This window comes from Pelosinus fermentans DSM 17108, assembly GCF_000271485.2.
In the GTDB taxonomy this organism is placed as follows: domain Bacteria; phylum Bacillota; class Negativicutes; order DSM-13327; family DSM-13327; genus Pelosinus; species Pelosinus fermentans.
Genome location: NZ_AKVN02000001.1, coordinates 4,937,105 through 4,952,515, shown reverse-complemented (window position 1 = coordinate 4,952,515; position 15,411 = coordinate 4,937,105). Strand labels below are relative to the sequence as shown.

The window sequence follows — 15,411 nt, the reverse complement described above, 5'->3', positions numbered from 1 at the left end:
ATCCTCCGTTATGATGAAGCCAATTCCGCTTCGCTGAGTTGAGAAGCGGCAATCTGGCGGTAGACTTGACAATTCTGCATCAGTTCTTGATGCTGGCCGGTTCCTGTGATGATTCCATCCTCCAGCACGAGAATGCGGTCGGCTTCCATAATGGTGCTGATGCGCTGTGCTACCATAATAACAGTAGCGCGTCCAATTTCCTTTTTCAATGCTCTGCGCAGCATGGCATCCGTCTTAAGATCCAACGCAGAAAAGCTGTCATCAAAAATATAGATTTCAGGTTTGCGGATCAAAGCACGGGCAATCGTCAGGCGTTGTTTCTGTCCCCCGGACAGATTGTTTCCGCCTTGTGCAACATAGGCCTGATATCCATTTTTCAATTCACGGATAAAGCCATCCGCCTGTGCGATTTGTGCGGCCTGTTCAATTTCTGCCTGTGTCGCGTTAGCCTTTCCATCCCGGATGTTGTCTGCAATGGTTCCGCTGAAAAGAAATGCTTTTTGTGGAACAAAGCCAATTTTATCCCGAAGTTCTTTTTGGGAAAAATTGCGTATGTTCGTTCCGTTAATTAGAATACTGCCACTTTCGATCTCAAAAAAACGTGGAATCAGGTTTGCAATAGTGGATTTGCCTGAACCGGTTCCGCCTATGATTGCAGTTACCTCACCAGATTTTGATTCAAAGCTTAGATTGCTCAAAATCGGTTCCGCCGCATTGGAATACCGAAAGCTTACATTGCGAAATTCAATATGGGCATAGTCGCCTCTGGGATGTGAATTAGAGCTTTTATCTGTAATTTCAGGCGTCATGCTCAAAACCTCATCGATTCGTTCGGCACATGCCTGGGCCCGCGGAATGTACATAAACATCATCGTTCCCATAATGAGGAAAAACAGAATTAAGGAGCAGTATTCAATTAAAGCCATAATATCGCCAACCTGCATCTGCCCGTCCGCCACTCTTCTTCCGCCCAGCCACAGAATACTGATGATTCCCATGTTAATCACCAGCATGACCACAGGGAGCAAGGTTGCAATCATCTTATTGATGCGGATCGAATTGGCGGCATAATCGGTAACTGCGGTGTCAATCTTGTTTTTCTCGTGGTTCTCACGATTAAAGGCACGAATGACACGGACACCGATAATGATTTCCCTCAGGATACGGGTGATGTTATCCATTTTGATCTGAATAAACTTAAACAGAGGGATGATTTTTTTCCCCAGTAATGCAGCAATCAGCAAGAAAATAAGCATGGTTGCTACGATGATCAAGGCGATGCCCTTATCCTTTGAAAAAGCCAGAAATAGTCCTGCAACCGCCATTACCGGCGCTGGAAGCAGCATTTGCATCAGCATAACGGTTGTCTGTCCGATTAAGGTCACATCACTGGTGGTTCGGGTAATCATTGAGGCTGTGCCGATTTTATGAAAGTCGTTAATTGAAAGCGCCTGTGCCTTCATAAATAATGCTTTCCGAATGTCTCGTGCAAACCCGGAGGAAATATTGGCTGACAGTCGGGAATTTAACACTGCCGTGCCTGCTGTAAATATTGCAACCAATAACATGAATACCCCGGTCTTGATAATATACGGTATATTTCCCTGGGTCACACCGTTATTTACAATATCAGCCGTAAGGGTTGGAACATACAATGTACCCAATGTTTCTATAAAGGTAAATAGAAGCACTGTGGCGACTGAAATTTGGTATGGTTTTAAGAATTTAAAAAGTTTGAGCATACCTGTCTCCTTTTCTTGCCTTAGCCTGTCATATATTCTACAATAAGGTATACCGTAACCGGACGGTCAAGAGGTGTTTAGATATGTTATACGAAAATCCTCAAAATTATTTTACAACAGGAGAATTTGCCCATATTTGTAGAGTAAATAAAAGAAAATAAAGACTTAGATGCATTCGGCCAACAACTAGTCATATTGCTCCTGCCGATTTACGGGCCAATAGCTGGACATCACTTGATCGACGGGCTGTAAATGAAGCTTGGCTATAAATTATAGCCAAGCTTCATTTTATTCCTAGATGCACCGCAGCGATACCGCCTGTTAATTGATAAGAAGTAACTTGCTCCAGACCGACTTGTAGGAAGATATTTTGAATCACAGAGTGCTCAGGGAGGGTTCTGAGGGAGGCGGGCAGATTATAGTAAGGCTTGTTTTTATGAAACCCCAGATTGCCGATTAGAGGGAGCAGGTGTTCAAAGTACAGGAAATAAAGCTGTTTTAGAATGGGTGCGCTAGGTTTGGATAACTCTACGGATAATACGGTACCGCCGGACTTTGTTACCCGGTACATTTCTGACAGGGTTCTTGGTATATCTGCGACGTTTCGCAAGCCAAAGCCGATGGTTGTACAGTCAAAGGTATGATCTGGAAAGGGTAAATCTAAGGCATTGCTCTGCATGAGTGTTATCCGTTGGGAATAGGGCGTCTTCTTTATATTTTCTTTGGCTTGCAGCAGCATATTTTCAGAGAAGTCAAGACCGATAATTTGTCCTTGAAGCCCTGCTTTTTCTGCTAATGCAATGGAAAGTTTTCCTGTGCCGCAGCATACATCAAGGATGGACTGCCCTATTTTTATAGTTGCTTTATCAGCAGCGAAGCTGCGCCAGTAGGAATCTTGGTTTAAGGTGAAGACTGCATTGAGCAAATCATAGCGTTTTGCGATGCTGCCGAATAATTCCTGAACGAAGTCTTCTCGTCGATGTTTATCCATTTGCTCCATGATGTTCCTCCCCTTTACAAAAAAAGATTGGTTATATCATCATTATACTATAGATTTTAACCACAGAGCGTTAGGAAAAACGCCGTGAACCGCGAAGATCGCGAAGAAATGCAAAGGACACGAAGGGTTTTTCTTATTTTGTGATACAGATCATAGTACAAAAGTAAATGAATCGTTTATAATAAGAAGCAAAAGAGATAAAAGAGGGTGACAGCTTTGAAACTTTGGAATTGGTTTTGTAAGATCGGTGAGAATAAGGTCGGATATCGAGTAAAGGCTGGACAGCCGGCTCTTCCAGTCAAGCAGGTTTCAGAGCGCGTTAGCCGATCGGGAGTCGATACGGTTTGCTCCCGGATATGTGGTCATGAGAATTGTCAGTGTGGTGGGACTGTAAGAGGTCTGCATTGTGTTTGGTCCTATTATCGTTTAGACAAGCAATAAAGAAAAAATATCAAAGTCTAATCAAAACATATGAAAATATAATAAAAATATAATAAAAATGTAATAAAAAAACAAGTGCAAAGCAGGCAAATAGTGTTACAATAATGATGAGAAGTGTGTATACAGTATTATTCGATAATGAAGTGTTCTTACAGTGAAGAGAGGTCATTGCATGATATCGCGGCGTAGATTTATCAAAGGATGTATTAGTGCTATTGTTGCTGTCAGTGGTTCCCAATTGCTGTTTCAGGCTCCTACCAGCAGCGGGTCGGGGAATCGGAACATTCCTGTTTTAGTATATCATCGTGTGGGATATACCACAGATGCCCTTACGGTTACTCCAGAGAGGTTTTCTAGTGATTTAGACAGTTTGCAAGAGAGAGGCTATTATAGTATCTCCTTAGAACAATTCCAGAATTTTTTGGATGATCGCAATGTAGAAATGCCAGAGAGACCCGTTTTAATCACTTTTGATGATGGGTATTTGGATAATTTTGAACATGCGTATCCGATACTGCGAAAACATGGCATGGTTGGGAGTTTTTTTGTGATTACTGATATGCTGTGGACCCAAGACCGGCTTAGTCCTGAAAATATTGTAGAAATGTCTCAAGGCGGCATGTCTTTCGGGTCTCATACTATGACCCATAGAGATTTAGGAGCATTAGACCCCGAAGCGATTCGTGATGAGCTGGTTAATTCCAAAGCGGCATTAGAAAGTGTTTTAGGGAAAACCGTAAATGGGATTGCGTATCCTCGAGGCAGTTATAATGAGACGGTGGTAAATATTGCTAAAGAGGTGGGTTATGTAACCGGATTAACGGTTCGGGAAGGTATCTGCATCAAGGAGTCTCCAGATTTGGAATTGCGGCGTATTCCTATTTTTAAATATGATAGCGGCATCATTCATGTGATTGCGAATCGTGGACAAATGAACTTATAAAATATATTATAAATTTTTATGTTGACTAGTATTGACAAGGAAAAAGAATGCTGGTATACTAGTAAATGTGTCATCGGGAACGTGTCAACCGACACGGAGGGGTGTCCGAGCGGTTCAAGGAACTGGTCTTGAAAACCAGCGATCTCGAAAGGGGTCCGTGGGTTCGAATCCCACCCCCTCCGCCATATTTCTAATACGGAGCGATACTCAAGCGGCTCAAGAGGACGGTTTGCTAAATCGTTAGAGGTCGTAAGGCCTGCCAGGGTTCGAATCCCTGTCGCTCCGCCATTCATTATAAATTTTACGCCTTCATCTTTAAAAAGATGGAGGCGTTTGTTGTATAATGAAATAAGGTATGATCTGCACAAATGGGAAAGTTAGGTGAAAATGCATGCAACGATGGATTATACATATTGACATGGATGCTTTTTTTGCCGCTGTGGAACAGCGTGATAACGAGGCGCTGCGAGGAAAACCTCTTATTGTTGGGGGAACTGGCAATCGAGGTGTGGTTGCAACAGCTTCTTATGAAGCACGCCGTTTTGGGGTACACTCCGCCATGTCCATGGTGGAGGCGAGACGCCGTTGTCCGGAAGGGAACTTTGTGCCCTGCGACCATGCAAAATACAGCCGGGTTTCTATAGAATTACAGCGCATTTTTTCCGAGTTTTCACCAGTTGTAGAACCGCTGTCTTTGGATGAAGCATTCCTGGATGTTACAGGAATGGAGCAGCTCTATGCCAGTCCCGAAGAGATTGCTGTTTGCATAAAGGAGCGTATTGAAAGTGAGTTGCACCTTACTGCTTCTGCGGGGGTTGCTCCGAATAAGTTTTTAGCAAAGTTGGCTTCTGAGATGAAAAAACCGAATGGCCTGTTTGTAGTTTATCCAGGGGAGGAAGAGGCGATGCTGCGGAATCTGCCGATTACGTCCATGTGGGGAGTCGGTAAATCCATGGCTCAGGTTTTAAAAAACTTAGGAATCTATACCATCGGTCAGTTGGCTCAGACCAATGTGGCGTTATTAGTAAAGCATTGCGGACAGATGGCATATAAGATCCATGCGTTAGCACATGGTCAGGATGATCGACCAGTAGTCGCGGATCTTGAGCCTAAGTCCATCGGTAATGAACTTACTTTTCCTGTTGACATCATCACGGTATCTCAAATCGAAACTGAACTATTGGCCTTGGCGGAAAAAGTCGGCTGGCGGCTTAGGCAGTACGACTATAGTGGTAAAACCATTACCATTAAAGTACGTTTTGCTTCTTTTAAAACTATTACTCGCAGTAAGACCTTGTTAGACTATACCCAGTTTGATGATGTTATTTATAATGTTGCTATGGAAATATGTCATCAGATACCCATGGGAGAGGGAATACGACTGCTGGGACTCACCGTGTCCAATCTCCAGTCTGGCGGCGGTCAGCTATCTTTATTTGATCAGCAGGAAGATAAGCGTGCTGCCATGTATGAAACCATTGATAAACTGAGGAATCGATTTGGCGCAGGCATTGTGACCAAAGGACGATTGATCAATGGAAAAGAACCGAAATAAAGTGCATGCTGCTTCTAATGAGCTTGTAGCTGCCGTTCTAAAGTGAGAAGTATTTGCTTAGGTGTTAAGTTGGTAATATTCAGCATAAGAGTGCTGGGATATGAAGTAAGTTCCTCTTCGGAATCTAGCATACTATCTCCTGGTTCGGCTACACTATGATAAGTAGTCAGAGCAGCAGGATGATAGGTTGTATACAAATACGCATCAACGAACTCTCTTTGCAGGTGGGCCTGATACATGTCGATGACAGTATAGCCCTGCTGCTGCAACAAATGGGTTAGTTTTTGGTTGTTTCCTTGCAATGCGATGGTTTTGTCCATTACTATCTTCCTTTAATTTATTTCATTCTTAGTCTAGTATGTGTACTGACTTTATAGATTATAGGGAAAGATATCTTTTTATTTGTTCAAAGCAGGAATACAATTGCGAAGTAAGAATTAGATTAGAGTATGATGAAATGTTCTATGGATACAATATTTTTAGCTAAATTGTAGGGGGTTTGGTGATGATTAATAAAGAGCGTGTATTAGCGGAATTCTTTGAACTGGTAAAGATTAAATGTTCGACTCGGGAAGAACGTGAAGTTGCAGATGTCCTGAAAGTTCGTTTAGCAGAATTGGGATTAGAGGTGACAGAAGATCAGGTTGGGGAAATCATTGGTGGCAATTGTGGCAACGTGATTGCTTATAAGCCAGGAACAATACAGGATGCTCCTACTCTGATGCTCAGCGCTCATATGGACTGTGTTGAACCTTGTGGCGGGATAGAACCTCAGCTTAAGGATGGTGTGATCACGTCCGTTGGTGATACGATTCTTGGTGCCGATGATAAAGCTGGAGTTGTAGCCATTTTAGAAGCATTGCGTATTGTGAATGAAGAAAATATTTCTCACGGCCCCATTCAGGTTGTATTTACCGTAGCGGAAGAAGGCGGCTTAAATGGTGCGAAGGCGATTGATCCCGCTGCATTAAAAGCTGACTTTGGATATGCTCTTGATTCCGGTGGTGGACCTGGCGAAATTATTACGATGGCTCCCGGTCAAAATAGCATTACAGTGTTGATTCATGGCAGAAAGGCTCATGCAGGTGTAGCGCCAGAAGAGGGGATTAATGCCATTGTAGTAGCCGGTAAAGCGTTAGCCGAGATGCAGATTGGACGTATCGATTTTGAAACAACTTCCAATGCGGGTATTATTAGTGGTGGTATTGCCACGAATATCGTGCCTGATTTGGTAGAAGTAAAATGCGAGGCTCGCAGCCGAAATATGAAAAAATTAGAAGTGCAGACGCTTCATATGAAAGAAACCTTTGAGCAAGTGGCAACTGCTAACGGGGCCCAAGCCGAGGTCAAGGTAGAAACTGCTTATGGTCCCTATGTTTTATCGGAAACAGATCCTGTAGTAACTTTGGCAGTAAAGGCTGCGGAAAGTATTAGCCTCATTCCAGAAATTAAAGCTACAGGCGGCGGCAGTGATGCGAATTTCTTTAATAATTATGGTGTACCTACAGCTGTATTAGGAGTGGGTATGAGTAAAGTACATACCAAGGATGAATATATAAAAGAGATTGACTTGTATAATAGTGCGGAATTAGTGACCGCTCTCATCAAAACAGCAGCTAATATGAAAAAATAAAGTAAAGCGTCCTGTGTTTCAAATCACAGGACGCTTTATTATAAATTTATGATACTATCATTTTACGCTTTAATCCTCGCACCACTTTTAATTGATTACAGCTAGTTCTTCCAATATAATACTGGCGGTATTTTTTCGGGGACATTCCCACAGTCTTTTTAAAAAGATCATTAAAATAGCTCGGATGATCATACCCAATCATAGAGGAAATCAACGTAACGCTATAATCAGTACTAATAAGTAAAGACTGTGCTTTGCCGATCCGACGACGCATAATATATTGAATCGGCGCAAAACCAGTTTCTTGTTTAAATAAGTGTGAAAGGTAGGAAGGACTCATATGTAAAGCTTTGCAGAGCGAGCTTAATGTTAAATCTTCTAAATAATGTGCGTCAATGTATTCTTTTATATATTTCTGTAAACTATGTTCTTCTATTTCATTATTGCCTATTTTAAAGTCAATCTGATTCAATACGACCATCAGCAACGCACGTAGTAGATAATTACAAACAGCCTCTGCACTTTCATAACCTTCCGAAATTTGTTGATGCATGAGTTGGAAAAGATTCTCAATTGTTTCCTGATGGGGGCCACAATCTAAAACAGGGCAAATGCCTTTCGCAATCAAATGATTGTCTGGTAGATCCAATAATTTCAATCCACTGACAGCACAATTATATACACACATCCCGACATCAGGCGTTGCACATTCATCATGGATCACACCACTGTTATAGATTAATAAATTGCCTTGCCTGGTGTGATATAAATTACCGCCAATTGTATGAATACCCTGACCGTTATAAAGATAAACCAGTTCCAAACGATCTTCATGTGAATGCAATACTGTAGGTAAGCTGGTCTGTTGTTGATCTGCTTTACAAACGTACAACAACCGTACCTGTTTCTCGAAGCCTGGTGTAAATTTTTGTTTTACATAAAATTGTACAGCCATAATATTTTCCTTTCCATAATTATTAAAATGTATGTTTAGATCAGCATTCATATTACAGAAAAATAATAGTAGCAGGAAAATTGTATAAATTCATTATACCAATTATGGTTCAATTTTTATATATCTGCGAAGTCTTATAGTTACGGAAGCGATGTTCCAACTCTTCAAGGCTGTGTCCTTTCGTTTCTGGTACGCATAATTTAACAAATATCATGGAGATAATGCCAATCGCGACAAATATAAAGAATGCAATATACAACCCCAAGCTAAGTAAAACAGGAAAGGTTAGACCAATCAGAAAATTGGTCATCCAAACAAAGAATACGCAAATTCCCATGCCGAGACCGCGCAGTCGCAGCGGGAAAATTTCTGCAAGCAACAGCCACAATATTGGACCAATTGCTCCTTGCATAAATGCCAAAAAAATTACCGTCAATGCAAGTACGATATATGGAAGCAGAGAAGATCCAGCCATCAACATAGAAGACAGACCAATCAGGAATAATGCGGAGGTCGTTCCAGCCAGTCCGGTTAATAGCATCGGACGGCGTCTTACTTTTCCCATCAGCCATATGCCGACGCTAACGGCCACGACGGATGTCAAACCGTTGACGGTATTGCCAATTAAGGCTGCTTTTGTACTAAATCCAGCATCTTTCAAGATCTGGGTGCCGTAGTACATAATAGTATTCACGCCTGTACTTTGACTTGCAATTGCAACACCAATTCCCACAAAAAGCAGTCGGCGCACCCATGGGGTATTTAAATCTTTCCAGGTTGCTTTTTCCATCTGGGCTTCTTCGTTAACAGCAGCCTGAATTTCATTTAATTCAGCTACAGCCTTTTCTTCGGTGTGACGGGCTCGTTTTAAAACCTGCAATGCCTCACTGATCTTTCCTTTCTTAACCAGCCAACGTGGACTTTCCGGCATTCTCAGCATACCGAAATACAATACAATGGCTGGAATCGCGGCAATAACTAACATATAGCGCCAGACATGTTCGTTGTCCCCTAGTGTAACTCCAAGAATTGCGTTAAAAATAAAAGCTAGAAATTGTCCGGTGACAATCATCAACTCATTTTGCGTAACCATGCGACCCCGATTTTCCATTGGTGACATTTCTGCCAAGTAGGTGGGTACTGAAACGGAAGCACCACCTACTGCCAGGCCGAGCAAAAAGCGGCAGGCAACCATCATTTCTACATTGGGTGCCAGGGTGCAGCCAATAGCAGCAAAAAAGAACAATAGGGCTAAATGAATAATATTTTTTCGGCGGCCGTGCCGATCAGAAAGACTCCCGCCTACTAGTGATCCAAGAGCAGCGCCAAGCAGTAAAGAACTGACTACGATGCCTTCAGTAAGTGGTGTCAGATTTAATTGATCCTCTGCTGCCATATACGGTAATGCACCGTTAATCACTCCCGTATCATATCCAAACAACAGTCCGCCGAAGGTCGATATAATCATAACGGTTCGTAAAAATGATTGTGATGTTTGCTGCTTTCCAGGTTCATTTATACCCATAACTTTTCCTCCTCATACTTTAATCGATATTTTGCCAGTATAACGTACTCCTATATCTGGATGAAATAAGTTCACAAGATAAGAAAATCCAAAAAATCATTATTATAAGAATTAAAAGAAAACTCTGAATTCTAAAAAGATAAACGCTTCATTACAAATGATTAGAGAAGATAACGTACTTTTAAAAAAACTCATGCAGGTTAGGAGAAAGGTGGTGTCACTGTTTGGCAGAACACCACTTCTTTTTATTGGCTGATCGTTTGTTTCAAAGCATCCACAGATGTTGCGATACCAGCTTCTATCGACATTGTCAAATCTTCCATCTCCAAAGAAACAGGACCATTATATCCCATCATTCTTACAACGGAGAAAAATTCTTTCCACCATTTAAGATCCTGTCCGCAGCCTACAGCCACATAGTTCCAGGCGCGGGTAGCGACATCCGTAACTTCCTGGGTTTCAATCACGCCGTTAATATCAACGATGCCGCGCTCTAACCTGACATCTTTACCATGCACATGGTGAATGGCCGTTCCTAAAGCTCTTGCTGAGGCAATCGGATCAGCACCCATCCATAAAAGATGACTAGGATCAAGGTTTAATCCCACTACTGGTCCTACAGCATCGCGCAGCCTGAATAAGGTTTGAGGGTTATATACAAGCTGAGAACTAAAATTTTCCAATGCAATTTTTTCAACGCCGCAAGAGGCTGCTTTTTTTACGAGCTTTTTCCAGTACGGAATCGCTACATCATTCCATTGATAATTCAACATATCTTTTAATTCAGGCGGCCAGCTGATTGTATAGCTAATCCAGTTTGGAGTCTTATCCTCCACGCACGCTGGCGGAAGACCACTCATCATAATTACTTTTTTAACACCAAGTAAATTTGCCAGTTCCATGGTTTTTTCGGTTACTTCCTGATGAATTTTTCCCAATGACCCTGGATCTAATGGATTCCCTGAACAATTTAGTGCACACAATTCTATATTTCTTTTTTTCAGCGCATCTTGGAAATGTATCCTTTTAATTTTATCTGCCAGCAACTCATCTAACCTTAGATGGGGTGCGGGAGACCAGCCCCCAGTAGTCATTTCCACTGTGTCAATGCCCATTGCCTCAACTCGGTCCAGCATTTCTTCAAAGGGTAATTTTCCTAGGCTGTCTGTTACGTACGATAATTTCATCCCAATTCCTCCAATTCCATTCATAATTGCTGTATCTAAACTCTTATAACACTGTCATTTTTCTTATTTAAAATCTACCCAAACCGCGCCCTGATCAGCGGATCGGACACAATTTTCAATCCAGCGAACACCTTCTAATCCTGCATCAATTCCTGGATATATGAAGTTCTTTAAGAAGTCTTCATCACCACGATTTTTCGCATCCATTGCTATGGCAAATTTTAAATAGATATTAGCCCAAGATTCTGATAAACCTTCCGTATGTAATGCACCCAATCTTTCATCTTCCAATGCACTGGCATCTAAATAATCCATGCCGCGATGCAAAGTTTGATATGGCTGCCCCTGTACTTGATATAAAAGTTCATTGGGATTGTAATCGTGGAACTCTATGCTTGCTTTGGAGCCGACAATCCGTACGGTCTGAGATCCCATATACCCCGTATCAACTGCTGAAAACCATGCAGTACCAACTGCGCCGTTATCATAATGCATAAGCATATGTGCGTTATCTTCCAATGGCGACCGACTCTTGATAAAGCTTTGTCTGTCGCATAATAATTTTTCTATTTTCATATGGGGTAATAATAATTCTGAAATATAATACGTATGGGTTGATATATCACCAATAATAAAACTCGGTCCGGCAATTTTTGGATCTACACGCCATTTTGCTGCATCGCTATATTTTTCTGCAGATTCTGCAGCAGAAAAACCATGTGAATAGCGCAAGTTGACAATGCGAATGTCACCCAAATCGCCATTAGCAATCATATGACGAGCTTGTAATAAAATCTGACTGCCGGAGAAACCATAGGTTACACCAATGATTTTTCCTTTCTCTTTCGCCAGGCTTTTTATTTCCTGCACTTGTGCAGTAGTAAAAAACAGTGGTTTTTCGCAAATTACATGAAGTCCGGCATGTAAAGCTGCTTTACAAATTTCATAATGCGTACCATTTGGTGTAGCAATTGATACAACTTCAATTCCATCCGGGCGTTTGGCTTCTTCGGCAAATAAAGTTTTATAATCAGAATAACAGCGTTCTGGAGATACACCAATATTTTCACCAAAATCTTTGCCTCTTGCTGCATCAATATCAAATGCTCCAGCTACTAATTGGAATGCAGTATTATCCCTTAGAGCGCCTAGTCTGTGCTTATAGCCAACCTGCCCCGTACGTCCGCCGCCGACCATTGCCCAACGAAACGGTCGTGCAATTTTTCTTTCACCGTTTAACATAATTTCCTACCTCATTTCTTTAATTATTAGATTGCCTAAACTACAATATAATTGTACAGAACATTCAGATAAATAACCTCTAGTATCTGACTTTTCTATTTCAGAATAAATAAGGATTCTAATTTTTTATTTTGTAAAAATATCACTATTCTACTTTCTATTTTTACAGCAGTGAAAAAAATAGCAGCCTGCATTAGGCCGCCAAGTTTTTTTTGAATAATAATCGGTTAAGTGTAAGATCATATTCAAACTCGTTTTTTTATAATTTGTTTTTGAATCGAAGAAATTTACACAGCAGATAAAGGAATCTAGTAGTACTGCCCGCTGTTTTTAGTAAAGTATTGCTAATAATTTGTTCTTTAAACTGATTGGCTTTAGCGTCAGAAAGGTACATAGCAAGTAGTCCCTGGACGATTAGTTTATGAAAAGTCGGGTCAGGCAGGGTGCCGGCTTGAAGAAAAGCCTGCTCAATAAATAATGTCAGACGGGATATTACTTGGGATGAGTCAGTATAATAGGCGACAAAATTGAGATCGCCACTTTGCTGGTCTTCGGCAGTGTCGATGAAATAGTCTAATAGGATATGTAAGCCGCTAATCCAGGGAAAGTAAGCGGAATCAATTTTTGAAACTGTGCCAGAGGTGAGATTCTTATCGCTTGCAGCAGCACAGAGCATAAACATACCTAAGGTAGAGCCCGTAGCTGCGGCGAATTCCCAAGGCATAAGCTGAGGGTAGTGTTCGAGATGCTTGTGAATCCAAGTGAGCATTTTTTCTTCACGAATGCTAGGACTAAGGTGTTTATAGGTCTGTAATTCGCTGTAGAGGCAGGCTAATTTCTGGATATTTGGTTTTACCAGATCATAAGAAGGCAATGTATTTATCTTTTGCTGGCAAGTCAGTACAAGCTCTTTCAAATACCCTCCGTCTTCTTTATAAGGATAAAAAGCATAATAATCCTTAAGGCGGGCGCTGGGGTCAAGAGCATCTGTCATTGCGTAATGCAGTTGGCGAAAGGCCTGTTCATCTGTTATTCCAGCGTTATCGCACAGGTTATCTAAATAATCACTGATGGTTTGTAACGCGACGACGAGAGAAATAAAGTCTGTTTTATGTACTGCAGGGTAGAGGCTGTAAATGCTTCCTCCCTGGCAATGGAATTTTTTGTTTGCAATGCTGGCAAGAGCCTGTTCTTTAAGCTCGGGACAGGCATGGGCTATTCCTTTTGTAGACCAGTAGTGCAGTTCGCTGTCAACTAAGGGAAAGACCCTTCTGACAAAAGGAATAATTAAAGAGAGTACTCTATAGAACTTAGCAAAGAAATTCATAATAGCCTCCTTATTGCGAACGAATATAGTTTATTTTAATATTATTTTGATTTAAAAGTAAAGCTTCAAAGCTGTATGTTGTCAAAATGTTGTTAAAAAGCCTGCATTCTTTTGAGAGTCAGTCCGGTTTTGTATCTTGACATCCGGAGAAATAAAGAAGAAAAGGCACAGCGTTTTGGCTATGCCTTTTCTTCTTTATTCTATAAGGAGGCTGTTGAGACCGCTAATTCTAGACCTGTCTCACGTTTAAACCATTTGCTGTGCTTCTTTACTGCCTGCAGTTCCAATAATAATTCTTGTTTGGTTGTTACAATCAGCTGTGCTTGTTTTTTTGAGATGTTCGTTGTGACTTTTTCTACCAGACTCATTTGCGTAGTATCTAAACCTTCCGCCAAAGCTAGCAATAATGCGAGTTTTCGAGCTGTTTGCCAGTTGGCTGCATCTAGAAATTCATTATAAATTCTGTTATAAGAATATTTTACCGAAGGACTGTGATGCCAGCCGGCAATGATTGCGGCCATGATTTGCTCGCGGTGGGAAAGACCAAATAAACGGGCATTTTCTATTAAATAAGCGCTATGTCGTGCATGGTCATAATAACTCACTGTAATGCCAATGTCATGTAATAAAGCGGCTACTTGCAAGAGTGTTCTGTTGCGCGGCTGTAAGCCGAGTATTTCCTGCCAATCATCAAATAGGCCATTAGCTAGCTTTGCTACCTGACCCGCGTGCTCTGTATTGCCGCTATAGAATGACAGCATATTGTCTGTGCTATGGGAAAGCGGATCTAACAGCTCTGTTTGCCCAGTTTGGGAAAGATAATATTGAAGAAATAATCCTTCCCTTACACCACAGCTGCTAATAATTAACTGTGTACTATCGATTGTTTCAAATAAGTGTTTAACAATGGCTAAACCTGAGATAATAATATCAGCACGTTCACTGCTGAGACCCGCTATTTTGCGGCGCTGAGCACAGGACATTTTTATGACGTCTTCCCATAAGGAGTGGAAGGAAAGAGAGCTGGTACGGTAGTTGTGCAGCTTTAATAAAGGATAATGATTTCTTTTTTGTTCCATTTTTCCAATGCTGCGGGCGGTTCCGCCAATGCCAATTAGAGGGAGAGCAAGGTGTTTCAACCAAGGTACTTTAGCAAGCTCCTGGGATAAAAAATCATCAAGTTCTGCTAATTGAGCCTCTGTTGCTTTGTTTTCCAGTTTAAAGCGTTCTGTTAACGTAACCGCCCCAAAGGGCAAACTAATTACTTCTTTAGCTTTGCGGTTCTTTATCAATGTTAATTCTGTACTGCCGCCTCCTAAGTCAAATAATATGGCATCTGTAACATCAAGGGTATTAATAGCTCCTAAGTAACCTAATTTTGCTTCCTCTTCTCCGCTAATGATGCTAATGGAAATGCCAGTTTCTTTTTGAATTTTTTTTACAAATTCTGAGCCATTCACGGCATTACGCAGTGCTGCTGTTCCTACGCCTAGAATTTTATCCGTTTTGAAGATTTGACACATATGAGCGAAGCTTTTTAGCAGGCTCATTGTACGAGACATGGCCTCTGGCTGCAGCCGACGATTTTTATCGGCCTCTTGTCCCAAACGAACCGCATCTTTTTGATGATAAATTAGATTGTAGGAACCATTAGCATAGATTTCGACGATAATAAGGCGAGCAGAGTTTGATCCTAAATCGATAATCGCGATACGTTGATTCATGAAATCTTTTCTCCTTTGTACAGGGTGCAATTCTTTTATAAAATATGTATTAGCAATATTTTAGGAAAATCCTCTGCCTAAATAGTAATTTACGAAAGATTATTATGATAAAATAAATGTTATAAAATTTAGATAAT

At 41.2% G+C, this 15,411-nt stretch carries 12 protein-coding genes, 2 tRNA genes and 1 pseudogene; 6 read left to right on the top strand and 9 right to left on the bottom strand.

Annotated elements, in window-relative coordinates; all coding sequences use genetic code 11:
• Positions 1-8: 8 nt before the first annotated feature.
• On the bottom strand, positions 9-1,742 hold the full coding sequence (locus tag FR7_RS22675; protein ID WP_007935740.1) for an ABC transporter ATP-binding protein: 1,734 nt from the start codon (positions 1,740-1,742) through the stop codon (positions 9-11).
• 283 nt (positions 1,743-2,025) lie between these two features.
• A pseudogene (gene ubiE / locus FR7_RS22670) lies at positions 2,026-2,751 on the bottom strand (bifunctional demethylmenaquinone methyltransferase/2-methoxy-6-polyprenyl-1,4-benzoquinol methylase UbiE); the annotation flags it as partial.
• A gap of 207 nt (positions 2,752-2,958) precedes the next feature.
• On the opposite strand from ubiE, the gene FR7_RS23420 reads away from it, so the two are divergent.
• From FR7_RS23420 to dinB, 5 genes are all read left to right on the top strand, one after another.
• Positions 2,959-3,183: a hypothetical protein gene (locus FR7_RS23420; protein WP_007935735.1), complete on the top strand. Its 225-nt coding sequence runs from the start codon at positions 2,959-2,961 to the stop codon at positions 3,181-3,183.
• 172 nt (positions 3,184-3,355) lie between these two features.
• Positions 3,356-4,126 carry a polysaccharide deacetylase family protein gene (locus tag FR7_RS22665; protein ID WP_007951108.1) on the top strand — a complete coding sequence of 257 codons (771 nt, stop codon included), beginning with the start codon at positions 3,356-3,358 and terminating at the stop codon, positions 4,124-4,126.
• A gap of 95 nt (positions 4,127-4,221) precedes the next feature.
• Positions 4,222-4,311: transfer RNA gene (locus FR7_RS22660), tRNA-Ser, on the top strand.
• Positions 4,312-4,323: 12 nt separating this feature from the next.
• Positions 4,324-4,414, top strand: a tRNA-Ser gene (locus tag FR7_RS22655).
• Positions 4,415-4,517: 103 nt separating this feature from the next.
• The gene (dinB, locus tag FR7_RS22650; protein WP_007935726.1) at positions 4,518-5,681 is read left to right on the top strand and encodes a DNA polymerase IV; all 1,164 of its coding nucleotides are present in this window, start codon (positions 4,518-4,520) and stop codon (positions 5,679-5,681) included.
• 14 nt (positions 5,682-5,695) lie between these two features.
• On the opposite strand, the gene FR7_RS22645 is transcribed toward dinB, so the two are convergent.
• On the bottom strand, positions 5,696-6,001 hold the full coding sequence (locus tag FR7_RS22645; protein WP_007935724.1) for a hypothetical protein: 306 nt from the start codon (positions 5,999-6,001) through the stop codon (positions 5,696-5,698).
• 185 nt (positions 6,002-6,186) lie between these two features.
• Here FR7_RS22645 and FR7_RS22640 point away from each other — a divergent pair, with 185 nt between their 5' ends.
• Positions 6,187-7,314 (top strand): M20/M25/M40 family metallo-hydrolase, encoded by a 1,128-nt coding sequence (locus FR7_RS22640; RefSeq protein WP_007935720.1) that lies wholly within the window; start codon positions 6,187-6,189, stop codon positions 7,312-7,314.
• Positions 7,315-7,360: 46 nt separating this feature from the next.
• On the opposite strand, the gene FR7_RS22635 is transcribed toward FR7_RS22640, so the two are convergent.
• From FR7_RS22635 to ppx, 6 genes are all read right to left on the bottom strand, one after another.
• Complete coding sequence (locus tag FR7_RS22635) at positions 7,361-8,269, bottom strand: AraC family transcriptional regulator (protein WP_007935719.1); 909 nt, start codon at positions 8,267-8,269, stop codon at positions 7,361-7,363.
• 109 nt (positions 8,270-8,378) lie between these two features.
• Positions 8,379-9,794, bottom strand: coding sequence for a sugar porter family MFS transporter (locus FR7_RS22630; protein ID WP_007935718.1), 1,416 nt, complete (start codon positions 9,792-9,794; stop codon positions 8,379-8,381).
• A 245-nt stretch (positions 9,795-10,039) separates the two neighbouring features.
• Positions 10,040-10,981, bottom strand: coding sequence for a sugar phosphate isomerase/epimerase family protein (locus tag FR7_RS22625; RefSeq protein WP_007935717.1), 942 nt, complete (start codon positions 10,979-10,981; stop codon positions 10,040-10,042).
• A 63-nt stretch (positions 10,982-11,044) separates the two neighbouring features.
• Complete coding sequence (locus FR7_RS22620) at positions 11,045-12,223, bottom strand: Gfo/Idh/MocA family protein (protein WP_007935716.1); 1,179 nt, start codon at positions 12,221-12,223, stop codon at positions 11,045-11,047.
• Between the two features lie 259 nt (positions 12,224-12,482).
• Complete coding sequence (locus FR7_RS22615) at positions 12,483-13,550, bottom strand: tetraprenyl-beta-curcumene synthase family protein (RefSeq protein ID WP_007935714.1); 1,068 nt, start codon at positions 13,548-13,550, stop codon at positions 12,483-12,485.
• Positions 13,551-13,750: 200 nt separating this feature from the next.
• Positions 13,751-15,274 carry an exopolyphosphatase gene (ppx, locus tag FR7_RS22610; RefSeq protein ID WP_007951107.1) on the bottom strand — a complete coding sequence of 508 codons (1,524 nt, stop codon included), beginning with the start codon at positions 15,272-15,274 and terminating at the stop codon, positions 13,751-13,753.
• Positions 15,275-15,411: the final 137 nt, after the last annotated feature.

What these genes read in the sequence shown, in the direction of transcription:
- ppx (WP_007951107.1), bottom strand. Translation starts at nt 15,274, where the DNA reads ATGAATCAACGTATCGCGATTATCGATTTAGGATCAAACTCTGCTCGC.
- FR7_RS22675 (WP_007935740.1), bottom strand. Translation starts at nt 1,742, where the DNA reads ATGCTCAAACTTTTTAAATTCTTAAAACCATACCAAATTTCAGTCGCC.
- FR7_RS22665 (WP_007951108.1), top strand. Translation starts at nt 3,356, where the DNA reads ATGATATCGCGGCGTAGATTTATCAAAGGATGTATTAGTGCTATTGTT.
- dinB (WP_007935726.1), top strand. Translation starts at nt 4,518, where the DNA reads ATGCAACGATGGATTATACATATTGACATGGATGCTTTTTTTGCCGCT.
- FR7_RS22635 (WP_007935719.1), bottom strand. Translation starts at nt 8,269, where the DNA reads ATGGCTGTACAATTTTATGTAAAACAAAAATTTACACCAGGCTTCGAG.
- FR7_RS22630 (WP_007935718.1), bottom strand. Translation starts at nt 9,794, where the DNA reads ATGGGTATAAATGAACCTGGAAAGCAGCAAACATCACAATCATTTTTA.
- FR7_RS22615 (WP_007935714.1), bottom strand. Translation starts at nt 13,550, where the DNA reads ATGAATTTCTTTGCTAAGTTCTATAGAGTACTCTCTTTAATTATTCCT.
- FR7_RS22640 (WP_007935720.1), top strand. Translation starts at nt 6,187, where the DNA reads ATGATTAATAAAGAGCGTGTATTAGCGGAATTCTTTGAACTGGTAAAG.
- FR7_RS22625 (WP_007935717.1), bottom strand. Translation starts at nt 10,981, where the DNA reads ATGAAATTATCGTACGTAACAGACAGCCTAGGAAAATTACCCTTTGAA.
- FR7_RS22620 (WP_007935716.1), bottom strand. Translation starts at nt 12,223, where the DNA reads ATGTTAAACGGTGAAAGAAAAATTGCACGACCGTTTCGTTGGGCAATG.
- FR7_RS22645 (WP_007935724.1), bottom strand. Translation starts at nt 6,001, where the DNA reads ATGGACAAAACCATCGCATTGCAAGGAAACAACCAAAAACTAACCCAT.